Source organism: Flavobacterium sp. RSP15, from assembly GCF_003968755.1.
Lineage (GTDB): Bacteria > Bacteroidota > Bacteroidia > Flavobacteriales > Flavobacteriaceae > Flavobacterium.
This window is the reverse complement of the sequence record NZ_RYDL01000005.1, coordinates 163,122-179,073: the sequence shown is the minus strand read 5'-3', so window position 1 is coordinate 179,073 and position 15,952 is coordinate 163,122. Positions and strand designations below refer to the sequence as shown.

The window sequence follows — 15,952 nt, the reverse complement described above, 5'->3', positions numbered from 1 at the left end:
ATACTGGCAAAGATAATTTTTTTAGTTTAAAGATTAAAGTTTCCGGTTTGTTTAGTTTCAAGTTTGTTCTGTTTCAGGCGGGAAAAGCTATATTATTTAAAAAACAAGCAACTTTTCTAGGTTTTATAAACTCGGGTTACCTTATCTATTCCGTCAATTTTTTTGATATTATTGATTAATTTTTTTAAGATCGTATTGTTCCGTACAATTACCGCCACTTGTCCTTGAAATATACCCGCATCAGTGCTCAAAGAAATACTCTGGATGTTCACATGCATATTATTCGAAATCACTTTTGTCAGCTGGTTGGTAAGTCCTAAAACATCCATTCCGGTTATGTTTATGATGGCCTTGAATTCTTCTTGGGAAGAGTCAATCCATTTGGCCGTCATGATCCGGTAGGCATAGTTGGATTGCATTCCAATTGCGTTTGGGCAATCTTTTTTATGCACTTTTATCCCTTCGTTTATCGTGACAAATCCAAACACGTCATCCCCGGGAATTGGATTGCAACACGGGGATAATTTATAATCTAGTTTGTCATGTTCTTTGCCAAATACGAGTATGTCATAATTGCTACTTATTATTGGTTTATGAATGTCCTCATCAGCTGTGCTGGCGGTTCGTTTTATTTTATTCTTGAAAAAATTAATAAAAGTATTGCTTTTTTGGGCTGCATAATCTTTGAGTTGTTGGTTTTCTATAGCGCCAATCCCTACTCTGTAAAATAAATCTAAGCTTGTTTTTAACTTAAAAAAATTGACTAGCTCATTAACTACAGATTCATTTAACGTTATTTTTAAATGCTTTAGTTTACGCGTCAGCAGTTCTTTTCCTTCTTCTCCAATTTTCTTGGTGTTCTCGTTTAAAACATTTTTTATCTTAGTTTTGGCTCTTGAAGTGGTCACATAATCCAGCCAGTTGATCGTTGGTTTTTGATGTTGTGACGTGATTACTTCAATTTGATCACCACTTTTTAATTCGAAATTCAGCGGGACTAATTTCCCGTTTACACGTGTTCCCCTGGTGCGAATGCCTATTTCGGAGTGAATGCTGAAGGCAAAATCAAGCGATGTAGCGCCTTTGGGCAAGGATTTTATTTCTCCCTTTGGGGTAAAAACAAAAATTTCTTTTGAATATAAATTCATCTTGAAATCCTCCACAAAATTTACTGCATTTGTCTCAGAATTCTCTAAGGCTTCTTTAAGTAGATTGAGCCAGACATCCAAACCACTTTCTTCGGTAGTGCCATTTTTATATTTGTAGTGCGCAGCATATCCTTTTTCGGCAATTTCATCCATGCGTTCGCTGCGTACCTGAACTTCAATCCAGCGCCCTTTGGGACCCATTACGGTAATATGCAAGGCTTCGTAGCCAGTCGATTTTGGGGACGAAATCCAATCGCGCAACCTACTCGGGCTAGGCCTGTAGTGGTCCGTTACAATGGAGTATATTTTCCAGGCTATGAATTTTTCGTCATGGGGAGTTGATTTGTAAACAATTCGGAGTGCAAATTTATCATACACTTCGTCAAAACTTACATTTTGAGCCTGCATCTTTCTCCGGATGGAGTAGATTGATTTTGGCCGGCCTTTTATGATATAATCAATTTCTTCAGTATCTAAGGATGTTTTCAAAACATTTGAAATAGCCTCAATATACGCATCCTGCTCCTCTTTAGTTTCTTTTATTTTACTTACGATTTCATTGTATACTGCTGGTTCCGTATATTTTAACCCTAAATCTTCCAGTTTTGTCTTGATATTGTACAAACCCAATCGATGGGCCAATGGCGCATAAATGTACAAGGTTTCAGATGCAATTTTAGTCTGCTTGTCCTCTTGCATCGAATCCATGGTTTGCATGTTGTGCAGGCGATCAGCAAGTTTAATCAGGATTACGCGCACATCATCATTTAGCGTCAAAATCATCTTGCGAAAATTTTCGGCTTGCATTGAAACGTTTAGGTCTCTTTGCACCATAGATATTTTTGTTAATCCTTCAACAATTTGGGCTACTTTAGGATTAAATAAGCGCTCGATGTCCTGAATTGTAGTGGGTGTATCCTCGACCACATCGTGCAATAATGCAGCTGCAATAGAGGTTGCTCCCAAACCTATTTCTGAAGCAACAATTTTTGCTACAGCGATAGGATGAAAAATGTAGGCTTCACCGGACTTTCTGCGTTGCTCTTTATGGGCTTCTACAGATACATCAAAGGCTTTTCGGATGAGTTTTTTGTCCTCATCACTCAAGGTTTGGTAGCTTATTCGAAGTAACTCTTTGTACTCCTGAGCTATAGCTTTATTTTCTTTTTCTAAATCTATTTCGATCATAACGGCATGGTTCATTTCTTAAAAATAGCAATAAGTTAGCAGATATGCAATTTTATTTAAGCACGATATTACAGGATTTTTTTAAACGCTAAATTTTGAAAGTCATAACTGAAATCAGTCCGTCCGGAAATGGGTTTAATTGTGATTCAGACTGCTTTTCCAGTTGTGTTGCATTTTAAAAATAAATGCACATCAGCATGAAAATACATATTATTTCATTTTACCACACAATTAGTGGCTTTGCAGAAAAAATAGTACCGGAAGGCTGTGGCGAACGTTTGGAAGCAAAATGAAATTTCTCTTTTAACTAAAAGTAGTCCTTCTCTAAACCCATTGTCTTTAGTTATGCCAATGAGAATTTTGAAATCTCCTATTGAAAAAGCATTCATCTTCAGTCTAAAATCCCCGTTGTCTTTTGGCTTCAAAGATCAAGATGGCTGCAGCAACGGAAACATTCATCGAATCGATTTCGCCCTGCATTGGAATAATAATATTGTGGGTGGCTTCTTCTCGCCATGCTGCTGTCAAGCCAGTTGCCTCTGTTCCTACTACTAAAGCCGTTGGTGTGGTGTAATCTTGGGTATGATAGGAAGTGGAGTTTTGTAGGGTTGCACAATAAAAATTGATTTTTCGTTCCTTCAAAAAAGCAATAATTTCTGCTGTAGTTCCGGTTGCAATTTGGTTGGTAAACAAACAACCTACGCTGGAACGCACAATATTTGGGTTGTATAAATCGCTTTTTGGGTTGGCAATAATCACGGCATCCAGATTAGCAGCATCCGCAGTGCGCAACAAAGCGCCAATGTTTCCCGGTTTTTCAGGTGCTTCAGCAACTAGAATCAATGGGTTTTCGGATAATTCTAAATCGGATAATCGCAATGATTTGGTTTTGGCTATAGCCAAAATACCTTCGGTGGTATCGCGATAAGCCAGTTTCTGGTAGACTTCTTTATTGATTTCGATCAATTCTGCATTTTCAGACAATTGATGCGCTTCGGTCTCGGAACAAAGTTCAGGTAAAAACAATAAAGTTTCTATTTCGTAACCGCCTTTGATTGCAATTGAAATTTCCCGTTTTCCCTCTATCAAAAAAGTACCGGATTGTTTGCGTGCTTTTGCTTTTTCCTGCAATTGCACTAAGGATTTTATGTGCGGATTTTGTATCGAAGTAATTTGTTTCAAGGCTTTCCTCTATTTAATTAAACACGACAAAGATACACAGAGAAAATCCAGTTTTCTAATCTGATCCGAATATTTATTTGGAAGCAATAGCAGCATTAATGCCAGTTGCTTTGGTTATTTTTACGAGTATTTTCTTTATTTTTGTCAAAATTCCAAAATTAAAAAATTTCAATCTAAATGTTTTACTTTCTAGACTTTGTCGGTACGATTGCTTTTACCATGTCAGGCGCATTGACCGCTATGAGTAAAAAACTCGATCCTTTTGGGGTGTTCATCATTGCGTTTGTAACGGCTGTTGGCGGCGGAACCTTGCGAGATGTTATGATTGGTAGGACGCCCGTGGGCTGGATGCTGGACCTGAATTACGTGTATGTGATTTTTTTGGGGTTTGTTTTGTCGATTATTTTCAGGAAAAAATTTGATCGTTTGCGCACTTCTTTGTTTTTATTTGATACCGTCGGGCTGGGCGTTTTCACATTAATTGGTCTTGAAAAAGGAATAAATATTGGTTTGCATCCTGTTATATGCATTGCATTAGGAACGATCACAGCTTGTTTTGGAGGGGTTATTCGGGATATTTTATGCAACGATATTCCGGTGATTTTCAGACGGGAAATTTACGCCACGATTTGTATTCTGGGCGGAATGCTGTTTTTTATGCTTCGGGAATTTAATTTGGATAAGGATATTTTATACATAACAACGTCGATTTTTATTATTGTGATTCGGTTGATGGCCGTAAAATTCAAATGGTATCTGCCCACTTTAGAACCTAAATAAAAAATGATTACTTTCACAAAGTCTAAAACCAAAGCGTGAAAAATTATACCGTCAAACGATATCAAAAAAGCGATTATGCCCATTGGAATTCCTTTATTGGTCAAGCCAAAAATGCAACCTTTTTGTTTCACCGTGATTTTATGGAATACCATGAGGATCGCTTTGAAGATTTTTCAGTACTTATTTATGACAAACAAAAACTGGTAGCAGTTTTGCCAGCTAATAAATTGGAAAACAGCATTTTTTCACATCAGGGTTTGACCTATGGCGGCTTGGTTTATTCAGCGATAATAAAAGCAGAAATAGTAGCGGAACTTGTAGACTGTGTTTTGTCTTTTTTTAAAGACCATAGCATCCAATCCTTTTATTTGAAACAAATCCCTTTTTTTTATCTTTCAAAAGGAAATGCTGAAATGGAGTTTTTCTTGCTTAAAAAAGGTGCTTTTCTGGAGAAGAAAGAAATGAATTTGGCCATTAATTTAGCAATGCCTTTGACGGTTTCTAAAAGTAAATTGAAGCATTTGAGAAAAATGGAAGTATTTGACTTGCAACTTGTCGAGGAAGCGGAGCCGGACTCTTTCTGGGAATTGGTTTTAGAACCAAGATTGCGTGAAAAATACAATGCAAAACCAGTTCATACCTTGCAAGAAATCACAAAATTAAAGATATTATTTCCGCAAAACATCAAACAATTTTCAGTGTATTATGACGATGTAATAGTTGCCGGAGTGACCCTGTTTGAAACCGAAAAGGTGGTGAAATCACAATATGGAGCCACCACTAAAAAAGGCGAGGAGTTGCGCGCATTGGATTTTGCATTTATTACTTTAATAGAAAAATACAAAAAACAAGGCATGCTTTTTTTTGATATGGGTATTGTAAATGATACTAATGAAAGCGGATTTCATGCCGGACTTTTGAAACAAAAAGAAGAATTAGGCTGCACGGTATATGGCCAAGACTTTTATAAAATGAATCTAGTATGATACCATTTTTAGATTTAAAAAAAACAAACAAGCCCTATGAAACCGCTTTTCAGGAAAAATTAAAAGGGTTTTTAGCGAATGGTTGGTATATTTTAGGGAATGAAGTCAGCGAGTTTGAAACCAATTTTGCGGCTTATTGCGGAACAAAATACTGTATTGGGACGGGAAATGGTTTTGATGCTTTAGTGCTCGTTTTTAAAGCCTATATCGTGTTAGGAAAACTGCAAAAAGGGGACGAAGTCATTGTGCCAGCAAACACGTACATTGCCAGTATTCTCGCTATTTTGCAAGCAGATTTAATTCCGGTTCTGAGCGAGCCAAAATTAGAAACCTATAACTTGGATCCCGATTTAATTACAGCAAAAATCACTTCTAAAACAGGAGCTATTCTAGTCGTTCATCTCTACGGACAGCTGGCAGAAATGGAGAAAATAAATGAAATTGCTGCAGCAAACAATTTATTAGTAGTAGAAGATGCGGCTCAGGCTCACGGGGCTTCCTTTGAAGATGAAAGTGCGAAGACCCAAAACCAAAAGCCAAAAACCCAAGCCTATAGTTTTTATCCTGGGAAAAATCTAGGGGCATTAGGCGATGCCGGTGCCGTTACGACTAATGATTCTGAATTAGCCAGGGTTATTCAGTCGCTTCGAAATTACGGATCGGAAACCAAGTATTATAATGACTATGTAGGGATAAACTCCAGATTAGACGAATTGCAAGCTGCTTTTTTAAATGTGAAATTACCGTTTTTAAATGCTGAGAACGACCGCCGAAGAACAATTGCCAATCGCTATTTATCCGAAATAAAAAACGATAAAATAACACTTCCATTTTGGGATTTGTCAAACAATCATGTCTTTCATTTATTTGTCATTCGAACTCAGGATAGAACGGATTTACAAGAATATTTACGTCAAAACGGAATTCAAACGGTTATCCATTATCCAGTTTCGCCCCACCGTCAAAAAGCTTTCTCTTCTGAGACTGCGGGATGGAATATGTTGTCCTTTCCAATTACTGAAAAAATTCATGAAGAAGTTTTGAGTTTGCCCATAAGTCCTGCCTTGACATCGGAGGAGGTTCGTCATATTATTGCAATTTTAAATACATATTAAAAAGTGTCCGATAGTAAAACGTCATATCATCGCATTGTAAAAACGACTTCGCTTTTTGGAGGCGTTCAGTTTTTTATGATTATTATTGGAGTCATCCGGACTAAGTGTATTGCTGTTTTTATTGGGCCTGAGGGAATGGGGATTATTTCTTTGTTGAACTCGGCTATAAATCTTGTGGGCGGTGTTACTGGTTTAGGGATTGAAACCAGTGGTGTAAAACACCTTTCCAGTAGCTACAAAAACGACAATTTAAGTACGATTGCATCTGTAGCAGCACTTATAAAAAAGCTCGCAGTACTAACCGGGATTTTAGGATGCGTTCTTGTGATCCTGTTTTCTAGTTGGCTGAGCCAAATTACTTTTGGGAATTCGAATCATACTTTTACCTTTGTTTTTATTTCGATCACCTTGTTGTTCAGGCAATTAATGATTGGCCAGCTGGTTGTTTTGCAGGGTTTAAGAAAAATGCGGCTTTTAGCCAAAGCTAATTTTTATGGAAATGGATTGGGGTTGTTAGTTTCAATTCCGTTGTATTATTATTACCGGATTGATGCCATTGTCCCGACAATCATAGTTGCCTCTTTAGCCTCACTATTGGTTTCTTTTTATTATTCGAAAAAAATACCAATTGAAAAAAATGTGTTTTCCAAAGAACAAGGAAATGCCGAAGGAAAAAGTATTATTAGACTAGGTATTTTATTGACATTAAGTGGTTTGCTGACCTTGTTATCAACGTATTTGATTCAAATTTTTGTTGGAAAATGGGGTGGTTTAGAACAAGTTGGGTTTTATAATGCCGGTTTCACATTGTTGAATTCCTATGTGGGAGTAATTTTTACGGTCATGAGTACCGATTATTTTCCAAGATTAGCGTTCATTAGTACGGATAATGAAAAAGTAAGAACCAGTGTTGTTCAGCAATCGTTTGTTTCAATATTGATTATTACACCGGTAATCATTTTATTTTTAACGTTCATTCCGTTGATTGTTAAAATTATATTTACACCGGAATTTAACGCCATTATTCCAATGGTTTGTTTTGGAATATTAGCAATGATGTTTCGGGCCGTTTCGTGGTCAATGGGTTATATTTTGATTGCCAAAGGCGATGCGAAAATGTTTATGCGAACTGCTGTTGGATTTAATAGCATTTCGCTTATTTTGAATATTTTAGGGTATTATTATTACGGTTTGGAAGGTCTTGGATTTAGTTTTTTGCTTTATTATTTCATTCATTTTTTGGGTTTAAAAATAATCACCAAAAAAAGATATGGGTTTTATTTTGAAAGCGATTTTTATAACACTTATTTAGTTTGCATCTTGCTGTGTGTGGCAACTTTTTTGTTCCGATACCTCCCAAATCCAATTTTAAAGTATGGCTTAATGTCACTAATGGTAGTAGTGTCGATTGTTTTTGTTTTATTTGAAATGAACAAAAAGACCGCATTAAAAGAATTGTTCAATGCTATAATTAAGAAAAAGAATGATTGAAATACTTAAGAATGTTTACAGAAAAGTAAGATTTTTTTATCATCGGTTACAACTGTATTATTCCGTAAACTGGACCAAAACGGTATATTTTAATTTTAAAAAATTTCCGTATCCTATTGCTAAGCAGCTCCCTGTATTTTTTTATGGAAAAGTAAAATTTACTTCAATAACGGGTGCAATCAAAATTGAGGGAGTTGTCAAAAAGGGAATGATCGGTTTTGGACAACCTTATGAAATGAATACGCTTCACAAAGGAATTGCCGAAATTACTATTTTGGGAACGCTCATTTTAAAAGGTCACATACAATTGGGTAAAGATTATTTTATTTACATTGGTGACAAAGGATTGTGCGAATTGGGACACATGGCTTCATTGGCCTCAAATGCAAAATTGATTTGTATGGAGCATGTTGTATTAGGGGATTACGCCCGTTTTGGTTCGGAATCACAAATTATGGACACTAATTTCCATCAGATGATGGATACTACTACGGGTGAAAAGTTTAAAATGACTGCACCAATTAGAATAGGAAATTACAACTATGCCGCCAGCAGGGTTACGGTACTGCAAAATACGACTACCCCTGATTTTTGTACGATAGGCTCCAGTAGTGTGTGTACTGCGGATTATACGTCATTTGGTTCAAATATTTTGATTGGTGGTATTCCGGCAAAATTTATAAAAAATGCCATTTCCAGAGATTGGGAGGGAGAGAAAGCCTTGCTGGACGAGTATTTGATAGTGTAGTTTATGAAGCTAACAAATGGAATCGCAACTTAATTTCCATAATAATATAGCGTAGTAACAACGTATTATGAGCAGTTTTATAGGCGAGAATCATCTCAAAATGAATGCGTTTTAAAATTGCTTTATCCTCTTTTTTTGTTCTATTAAGCCCAATTGCTTTTTTAAGTATCAAATATGTACTCTGATTAATTTTTCTAGCTCTGGCATCTTTTTTCTTAAAAAAATGCGTGCCTAGGGAGTGGTGTACAATTCTTTTTTGAACCAGAATAGCATCAATAAAGTCAAATTCGTACGTTCGGGAAGCCCGAACCCAAAAATCCAAATCCTCGTACGCCAGCGTTTCATCATAGCCGTTCAAAGCATCGAACAGTGATTTTTTGACCATTGATGAAACGGAGCAAATACAGTCACCACCAGAAAGAACTGATTCATAAATATCTCCCGTTGTTCTTTCCTTGACTACCTTTTGAAAGCTATCAACAGGGAAATAATAAGATTCGTGTTTGCCTTTTTCAGTGATTAATTCGACGTTTCCATATACAATTCCAAGATTTTTAAAAGTTGTGTTGTTGAAAGCATTTATTTGTGAAGTGATGCAATTGGGCAATAAAACATCATCAGCAGCCAAGTCAATAATATAATCCCCTTTTGCTGTTTTTAAGGCATTATTGAAAGACTTAGTATTCCCTAAATTAGTGTCATTGGCTATAAATGGAATTTGTGGATAATCCAGAAGCCATTTCTCAATTACGGATTTAGAATTATCAGTACTGCAATCGTCTACGATAATCAACTCAATAGTATTGTAGTGTTGGTTTAATACGGACATTAAACTCTCTACAACAAAATCTTTATGATTGTAACACAAACAAATAACGGTGACTAGTGGATTATCTTGCATGTTTTTTTAAAAGCGTTATATTTGAGACGAAAATAACAAATTGAGAATGATAATACCCAATAAAAAATATAAAATTGCATTAATAGGGTACCGCTTAAGTGATGGAGGTGCTGAAAAAGTGATGGCTGTTTTATCCTTTTTTTTTGAAAAACAGGGCATAGAAGTTCATATTATTATTGTCCTGGATGCCGTTTCCTATTCCTATGCCGGAAAATTAGTCAATTTGGGTAAAATGAAAAACAAAACCAACGGTTTTTTAAATAAATTCAGTCGGTTTTTATTTTTGAAGAACTATTTGAAAGAGCATGAATTTGATTTTATTATTGATTTCCGATTTAGGATAAAACCCATTCAAGAATTATTAATTTCAAAATGGCTTTATAAAACCAATACTATTTTCACCGTGCACAGTTATTTGATTAATCATTATATGCCCAATTGGTCGGTGCTTACCCGATACATGTATGGAAATTGTTATAAAGTGGTTAGTGTTTCTAATCAATCGAAAGAGTTAATAGCGCGAAAGCACCAGCTGAAAAATGCGATTACCATTTACAATCCTATAGATATTGAGGAAATTGTCAGGAAGAGTGAAGAACCTGTGGCACTTAACTTTGAGTATATTATTGGGATAGGTCAAATGGAAACTAATATCAAGCAATTTGATAAATTAATTGAGGCGTATGCCCATTCGACTTTACCCCAAAAAGGGATACATTTGGTTTTATTAGGGGAAGGCGAAAGGAAAAATATTCTTTTAAAGTTAGTAAAAGAAAAAAAGCTGGGAGATAAAGTTCATTTTTTAGGGTTTAAACAGAATCCGTTTAAGTACCTGAAAAATGCTAAATTCTTTGTTTTGAGTAGCTTGAATGAAGGACTGCCAAATGTTCTACTAGAATCATTAGCCTGTAATACACCGGTAATATCCTTTGACTGCTTAACTGGTCCAAGTGAAATAATTGTAAATAAAGAAAATGGTTTATTAGTTGAAAATCAAAATGGTAGTAAAATGACGGAAGCGATGAATTTATTCATTGAAGGCGAAGTATTGTATCAGCATTGTAAACATAATGCATTGGCAAGCGTACAATCCTTCTCAATTGAAAATATAGGCATGCAATGGTTAGATGTAATGAAAATTAACAGAAAATGACAACAGTAGAAAACGTACAAGTATTAAAAATTCCTGTAATAGACGATGTTCGTGGAAACTTAGCCTACATTCAAAGGGATGTAATTCCATTTGAATTCAAACGAATTTACTATCTCTTTGATGTGCCTAGTACTGCTTTTAGAGGTGGTCATTCCCATATTCAGCAACAAGAAATTTTAATTGCATTGAGCGGTAGTTTTGAGGTGGTTGTTGATGACGGTGTCGAGAAAAAAAGCTACCTATTAAATAAACCAAACGTAGGTTTACTCATTACAACAGGAATTTGGAGAGAACTGCAAAACTTTTCTTCGGGATCAGTTTGCTTGGTTTTAGCCTCAGATGTGTTTAAAGAAGAAGATTATATCAGAGATTATGACGAATTTTTGAAATCAAAAAAATGAAGTTACTATTTGTAGTTCCTAACATTAATAACGCCGGAGGTGTGGCAAGAGTTATTGCTGTCAAAGCCAATTATCTGGTTGAACAATTAGGCTATGAAGTTGTTATTCTGACTCAAAACGGAGGTCATTCTCCTTTGTTTTATTCTTTTAATAAGAAGATCACTTTTCACGATATGATTTTAAAAGGAAAAAATCTTTCTTTTTTGAAAGCGTATTGTAAGAAACTAAACAGTTGTATTAAGACTATAAACCCGGATGTTATAGTGGTTTGTGATAATGGTCTGAAGGCCTATGTAATTCCTTTTATTGTGAAAAATAAAATTCCTTTGGTGCTAGAAATGCATAGTTCCAGGTTTATTGAAGAACGTGAAATTGTGACGAACAGTTTTACTAAATTATTCTCGAATCTTGTTTTGCTATTAAAAAAAAACGGAATAAAAAAATACGATCGATTTGTTGTTGAAACAAACGAGAGTGTTTCAGAATGGAACATAAAAAATACAATGGTGATTCCGAATCCTTTATGGTTTGTAACGGAAGAATCAGGTGAATTAACAAACAAAAAAGTAATTGCGGTAGGGCGACATACGTACGAAAAAGGATTTGACAGGATGTTACAAATCTGGAAAAAAGTGGTTTTAAAACATCCAGATTGGATATTGGAAATTTATGGAAAATCTAATGAAAATATCGATTTAAAACAACTTGCCCAAAAATTGGATATTTCAAATAATATAGTCTTTTATGAACCAGTTCAGAATATTAACGAAAAATATTTAGATGCTTCATTTTATCTGATGACGTCTCGATATGAAGGTTTTGGAATGGTGTTAATTGAGGCAATGGCTTCCGGATTACCCTGTATTGCTTACGATTGTCCTTGCGGACCAAGAGCAATAATCACGCATAAAGAAGATGGATTTTTGATTGAAAACGGGAACGAATTGGATTATGCAGCAGCTATAGAAATTTTAATCGAAAACGAGGTGTTACGAAGTGAAATGGCAAAAAAGGCAAAATTATCGAGTAAAAAATATCACATCGATGCCATTATGCAAACTTGGCATCAATTGTTTATTGGACTCAAAAAAGGAGTTTAGGTTCTGCTCTTAAAGTCAATGGAGCATAAATAACCTGCTCTGAACAAATTAAAAACCAGTATATTAGGATTGTCTCCGGTCAGGTTTTTAAATAATAATTTTTCAAAAACGGCATTTATTTTTGAAATAATAAAAGTTGATTTGGTTGTTTTTAAAAAATGATACAGTTGTAATAATCGTACAAATTCAATGTCAATTTTTTTCTTCTGATACAATAAATTTAAATTTTCTAAAGACTCTTTGGTTTTGTTCAAATACACTAGATTAGTGTCTAAATCGCCATGTTCAACAGGGTTTTCTATATGGCTTACTTTGGATTTTAATTTGCTTAGTTGAAACGAGAGTTGGGTGTCATCGTGACCGTATTTTTTTATGGTTTTGTCAAATTGTACTGCGTCAAAACAGACTTTTTTAATTATGGTATTATTAAAAAGTAGTGAGTGATAGGGTTTTGTCTTTCTGTTTGCAGCGGATTTATCTTCAATGAATCTTCCGTACTTCCACCGTAGTTTTTGATTGTCAGAAGGACATTTTTCTGGATGCAAGCGTCCTCCATAAACCACATCAAAATCAAATAAATTAAATAAATATGTTTTGATATAATCAGAATTCACAATAGTAGAATCCCCGTCTATAAAAAGTAAATACTCAAATTTTGCTTTTTCGGCAAGTGAATTCCTGTTTTCTCTGTGGGCAATGTTTTCTTTTAATGAAACAAAACTGCAGTGAGAAAGCAAATTTATTTTTTCATTAAAAATATTTAGGGAAGAATCAGAAGCATCATCTTGGCATAAAATCTCAAAATCAATATTGCATTCCAAACATTGTTTGCGCAGCTCCAATGCCAAAGGATACACATTATAATTGTATATTGGAATAAGAATAGAAAGCATTAAACGGCTCTCTGTTGCACCACTTCAAAAATTCGTTCGTCTTCACATTTTAATGTTTTCGAAGGGAATTTCATAAGCAACGCATAATCATGAGTGGCCATAATGACTGTTTTTCCATTGGCATTGATGCTTTTTAATACTTCCAAGACTTCAGCACTGGTTTGTGGATCCAGATTCCCGGTAGGTTCATCCGCAAGTATAAGTTCAGGATCGTTGAGTAAAGCTCTTGCAATGGCAACACGTTGTTGCTCACCACCTGAAATTTGGTGTGGCATTTTGTTGCCAAACTCTTTCATTGCTACTTTGTCCAGCACCTCATCAATTTTTCGCTGCATTTCATCAGCATCAGTCCAGCCTGTAGCTTTCAGGACAAATAACATATTGTCTTTGATGGTTCTGTCCGGCAGTAATTTGAAATCCTGAAAAACGATTCCAATTTTTCTTCTCAAAAACGGAATGTCATCTTCTTTTAAGGTGGCTAAATCAAAGTCAACAATACTTCCTTCGCCTTCTTTTAAAGCCAAATCACCATACAAGGTCTTCATTAAGCTGCTTTTTCCGGAACCTGTTTTTCCTATAATATACAGGAATTCACCATGTTTTACCTCCAAATTTACATGAGCTAAAATAGTTTTTTGTTCTTGGAAAATGGTAACGTTTTTTAAAGACAGGACAGATTGTGACATAATACAGTTTATTTATGGGGTAAAAGTAACAAGATAACGGTTCTATTCAAAATAAATTCTATTCTATTCAACGGATTTTCAAAAAACAGGTATAAACAAGGGAAAGTCCGAATTTTATTTAAAGCCAATTTATCCGCACTTTATTGCTGCTTGCAGTTCCCATTTTAGCATAAAAAAAGAGTAGAAAATGAAGGTTTTCTACTCTTTTAATGAAATATAATTTGTTAAGGACCTTTTCAGTAGCCTCACCCAAACAGGATAGTTTTGTTGCTTTAAGGAACAAATGAAATCAAGACGCAAGTTCTTATTTTTTAAAGAGCAATCCTCTCTCGGGATAATCCGTTATGATGCCATCAACTCCCCAACCTAGAACCGTTTTCATCCGACTTGCTTCATTAATAGTCCAAGGAATAACTTTCATTCCTTTGGCCTGTAATTCCGCTACAATTTCGGCAGTCAATAGCGTATGTTCTGGACTGTAGCTGTCTGGGATAAATCCCAAAGCATCTAAATTTGTTTTGACACTATCTTTATAGACCAGAGCCGCTAGTTTGTAATCCGGGTAGGCTTTATGGATATAACGCAGTACTCTAAAATCAAAACTCTGGATTGTTAGTCTTTCCATAGGGATACGTCCTTGGATTGTTTTAATAAATAAATCCGCAAAAACCTGAGGTGTTGGATGGTATTTATTGTCCCCCTCTGGAGTACTTTTTATTTCAATATTATAGAAGATCTTTTGGTCAGATAAAAGTTCAGACTGCGCAATTACATCCAACAGCAATGGTTTTGAAACCCTACTATTAGTCTGCTCAGGAAATTGTGGATGTTTGATGCTACCACAATCATATTGACGTATTTGTGAATAAGTAGTCTGATAGATATTTAAGTTTAATTCGTCCTCCTTGTTAATAGTGTTTCCTAAACTATCCAAACAAATTATGTGGTTGAAAAAAGGATCATGTGATACCAGTATTTGGTCGTCCTTTGTAACAACTACGTCTAGCTCTAAGGTGTTTACTCCCAATTTGATTGCGTTTTTAAAGGCAACTAATGAATTTTCGGGGTAGAGTCCTCTTGCTCCACGATGCCCCTGTAAATCAAAATTAAAGAGAGTTTGAATTTCACCAGGAAGTAATTGGACTGTTTGTTTTTCTTGTTGAGCCTTGCAACCTAGCGTACATATTGCTAAAACTGCTGTTATTATGATTTTATTCATGTTTTTATTGTAAAATTGTTTGGTTTAAAAAGTCTACCGTAGCCTGATAAACACCTTGCCAATCCTTTGAACGTAAATCACAAGCAATAACATGATCCCCACTTTCCGGAAAGGCTATTTTTGTTTTTTTGTTTTCAGGCGTTCCTAAAGAGTTGTACATTGTATGCATGGCAGAAACGGAAACGACTTGGTCCTGTTCTTTTTCGTTTTTGTAATAATAGCCTAAGAAAACCGGACACTTGACCTTTGTAAATGTAGTTTCAGTCATGTTTTGTTTGAGCATAGTGATTAAGGAAACATAGCCATTGATGTGGTAATTGGTAGACCAGTACTTAGCTTGTTCCTCTGGGCGGTTTTGTGTTCGCATATTGCCACCAATAGTTTCTTTGAATTTCTCTCTACCACCAGGCAGGATGATACCCGCCATAGCAGGATTAAATAAATCGACAAAAGGCGAATAGAGGATCAATCCCGAGATGCTAGGATCTTCGGATGCCAATTTCAAGCTTAAAGTTCCTCCCGTTGAGGTACTGACCAAAATTACTTTTTCTCCCAGTTTTTTCCCAATTTCTAATGCTAGTTTTGCAGAGGCAATATAGTTTTCAGGCGTAAGAAATTCAAAGGTATTTTTACGATAAATACCATGTTCCTCTAAACGCGAGAGGTAGATGTTGGCTTTGTATTGTGTAGAAAGCATTTTTAAAACCGGTTCTCCTTCACGGTGACTAGCGCCAAAACCATGCAAATAAACAAAAGCAACAGCTGTTTTTTTGTTTTTATATCCATCAGCCCATATTATTTTAGCCGCATTGTTTGGCTTGATTCCAATTACTTTAGCCTCAGTATTTGCGAGATAGGAATCTAAGCTGGATATTTCTACTGTGCTTATTCCTTCTTGGCTAAAAATAGAAGTACAAAAAAAGAGTGTTGCAAGTAGTGTGTTTATTGTTTTTTTCATTTT

15 protein-coding genes are annotated in these 15,952 nt (G+C 35.4%); 8 read left to right on the top strand and 7 right to left on the bottom strand.

Translation table 11 applies throughout. From position 1 onward, the window contains the following. Nucleotides 1–116: 116 nt before the first annotated feature. Together EKM00_RS07890 and EKM00_RS07885 are read right to left on the bottom strand one after the other, a co-directional pair. Nucleotides 117–2,336, bottom strand: coding sequence for a RelA/SpoT family protein (locus tag EKM00_RS07890; RefSeq protein WP_126515815.1), 2,220 nt, complete (start codon nt 2,334–2,336; stop codon nt 117–119). A gap of 396 nt (nt 2,337–2,732) precedes the next feature. Continuing rightward, a complete protein-coding gene (locus tag EKM00_RS07885) occupies nt 2,733–3,518 on the bottom strand; it encodes a TrmH family RNA methyltransferase (RefSeq protein ID WP_126515814.1) in 786 nt (261 codons plus the stop codon). A 177-nt stretch (nt 3,519–3,695) separates the two neighbouring features. On the opposite strand from EKM00_RS07885, the gene EKM00_RS07880 reads away from it, so the two are divergent. Genes EKM00_RS07880 through EKM00_RS07860 form a run of 5 tightly spaced genes read left to right on the top strand, consistent with a single transcriptional unit; the run spans nt 3,696 to nt 8,638 of the window. Beyond that, complete coding sequence (locus tag EKM00_RS07880) at nt 3,696–4,298, top strand: trimeric intracellular cation channel family protein (protein WP_126455951.1); 603 nt, start codon at nt 3,696–3,698, stop codon at nt 4,296–4,298. A gap of 35 nt (nt 4,299–4,333) precedes the next feature. Then, on the top strand, nt 4,334–5,284 hold the full coding sequence (locus EKM00_RS07875) for a FemAB family protein (protein WP_126455949.1): 951 nt from the start codon (nt 4,334–4,336) through the stop codon (nt 5,282–5,284). Continuing rightward, entirely contained in the window at nt 5,281–6,399 is a 1,119-nt protein-coding gene (locus EKM00_RS07870) for a DegT/DnrJ/EryC1/StrS family aminotransferase (RefSeq protein WP_126515813.1), read from the top strand. Before EKM00_RS07875 ends, EKM00_RS07870 begins: the two co-directional genes overlap by 4 nt. Before the next feature lie 3 nt (nt 6,400–6,402). Further along, the gene (locus EKM00_RS07865; RefSeq protein ID WP_126515812.1) at nt 6,403–7,890 is read left to right on the top strand and encodes an oligosaccharide flippase family protein; all 1,488 of its coding nucleotides are present in this window, start codon (nt 6,403–6,405) and stop codon (nt 7,888–7,890) included. Further along, nucleotides 7,883–8,638 (top strand): acyltransferase, encoded by a 756-nt coding sequence (locus EKM00_RS07860; protein WP_233592259.1) that lies wholly within the window; start codon nt 7,883–7,885, stop codon nt 8,636–8,638. Before EKM00_RS07865 ends, EKM00_RS07860 begins: the two co-directional genes overlap by 8 nt. Before the next feature lies 1 nt (nt 8,639). Here EKM00_RS07860 and EKM00_RS07855 read toward each other — a convergent pair whose 3' ends face one another. Further along, a complete protein-coding gene (locus EKM00_RS07855; protein WP_126515811.1) occupies nt 8,640–9,539 on the bottom strand; it encodes a glycosyltransferase family 2 protein in 900 nt (299 codons plus the stop codon). 46 nt (nt 9,540–9,585) lie between these two features. Here EKM00_RS07855 and EKM00_RS07850 point away from each other — a divergent pair, with 46 nt between their 5' ends. The 3 genes from EKM00_RS07850 to EKM00_RS07840 are packed head-to-tail and all read left to right on the top strand — an operon-like array spanning nt 9,586 to nt 12,193. Then, a complete protein-coding gene (locus tag EKM00_RS07850) occupies nt 9,586–10,692 on the top strand; it encodes a glycosyltransferase (RefSeq protein ID WP_126515810.1) in 1,107 nt (368 codons plus the stop codon). Further along, on the top strand, nt 10,689–11,093 hold the full coding sequence (locus tag EKM00_RS07845) for a sugar 3,4-ketoisomerase (protein WP_126515809.1): 405 nt from the start codon (nt 10,689–10,691) through the stop codon (nt 11,091–11,093). The genes EKM00_RS07850 and EKM00_RS07845 overlap by 4 nt, the downstream gene beginning before the upstream one ends. Then, nucleotides 11,090–12,193 carry a glycosyltransferase family 4 protein gene (locus EKM00_RS07840; protein ID WP_126515808.1) on the top strand — a complete coding sequence of 368 codons (1,104 nt, stop codon included), beginning with the start codon at nt 11,090–11,092 and terminating at the stop codon, nt 12,191–12,193. The genes EKM00_RS07845 and EKM00_RS07840 overlap by 4 nt, the downstream gene beginning before the upstream one ends. Here EKM00_RS07840 and EKM00_RS07835 read toward each other — a convergent pair. From EKM00_RS07835 to EKM00_RS07820, 4 genes are all read right to left on the bottom strand, one after another. After that, on the bottom strand, nt 12,190–13,086 hold the full coding sequence (locus EKM00_RS07835) for a glycosyltransferase family 2 protein (RefSeq protein ID WP_126515807.1): 897 nt from the start codon (nt 13,084–13,086) through the stop codon (nt 12,190–12,192). The two genes, EKM00_RS07840 and EKM00_RS07835, sit on opposite strands and share 4 nt — an antisense overlap. Continuing rightward, the gene (locus EKM00_RS07830) at nt 13,086–13,772 is read right to left on the bottom strand and encodes a cell division ATP-binding protein FtsE (RefSeq protein ID WP_126461087.1); all 687 of its coding nucleotides are present in this window, start codon (nt 13,770–13,772) and stop codon (nt 13,086–13,088) included. Before EKM00_RS07830 ends, EKM00_RS07835 begins: the two co-directional genes overlap by 1 nt. A 304-nt stretch (nt 13,773–14,076) precedes the next feature. Next, nucleotides 14,077–14,991 (bottom strand): glycerophosphodiester phosphodiesterase, encoded by a 915-nt coding sequence (locus EKM00_RS07825; protein ID WP_126515806.1) that lies wholly within the window; start codon nt 14,989–14,991, stop codon nt 14,077–14,079. Nucleotides 14,992–14,995: 4 nt separating this feature from the next. After that, on the bottom strand, nt 14,996–15,949 hold the full coding sequence (locus EKM00_RS07820) for an alpha/beta hydrolase (protein WP_126515805.1): 954 nt from the start codon (nt 15,947–15,949) through the stop codon (nt 14,996–14,998). Nucleotides 15,950–15,952: the final 3 nt, after the last annotated feature.

What these genes read in the sequence shown, in the direction of transcription:
- EKM00_RS07825 (WP_126515806.1), bottom strand. Translation starts at nt 14,991, where the DNA reads ATGAATAAAATCATAATAACAGCAGTTTTAGCAATATGTACGCTAGGT.
- EKM00_RS07820 (WP_126515805.1), bottom strand. Translation starts at nt 15,949, where the DNA reads ATGAAAAAAACAATAAACACACTACTTGCAACACTCTTTTTTTGTACT.
- EKM00_RS07870 (WP_126515813.1), top strand. Translation starts at nt 5,281, where the DNA reads ATGATACCATTTTTAGATTTAAAAAAAACAAACAAGCCCTATGAAACC.
- EKM00_RS07835 (WP_126515807.1), bottom strand. Translation starts at nt 13,086, where the DNA reads ATGCTTTCTATTCTTATTCCAATATACAATTATAATGTGTATCCTTTG.
- EKM00_RS07890 (WP_126515815.1), bottom strand. Translation starts at nt 2,336, where the DNA reads ATGATCGAAATAGATTTAGAAAAAGAAAATAAAGCTATAGCTCAGGAG.
- EKM00_RS07830 (WP_126461087.1), bottom strand. Translation starts at nt 13,772, where the DNA reads ATGTCACAATCTGTCCTGTCTTTAAAAAACGTTACCATTTTCCAAGAA.
- EKM00_RS07845 (WP_126515809.1), top strand. Translation starts at nt 10,689, where the DNA reads ATGACAACAGTAGAAAACGTACAAGTATTAAAAATTCCTGTAATAGAC.
- EKM00_RS07850 (WP_126515810.1), top strand. Translation starts at nt 9,586, where the DNA reads ATGATAATACCCAATAAAAAATATAAAATTGCATTAATAGGGTACCGC.
- EKM00_RS07840 (WP_126515808.1), top strand. Translation starts at nt 11,090, where the DNA reads ATGAAGTTACTATTTGTAGTTCCTAACATTAATAACGCCGGAGGTGTG.
- EKM00_RS07855 (WP_126515811.1), bottom strand. Translation starts at nt 9,539, where the DNA reads ATGCAAGATAATCCACTAGTCACCGTTATTTGTTTGTGTTACAATCAT.
- EKM00_RS07880 (WP_126455951.1), top strand. Translation starts at nt 3,696, where the DNA reads ATGTTTTACTTTCTAGACTTTGTCGGTACGATTGCTTTTACCATGTCA.
- EKM00_RS07860 (WP_233592259.1), top strand. Translation starts at nt 7,883, where the DNA reads ATGATTGAAATACTTAAGAATGTTTACAGAAAAGTAAGATTTTTTTAT.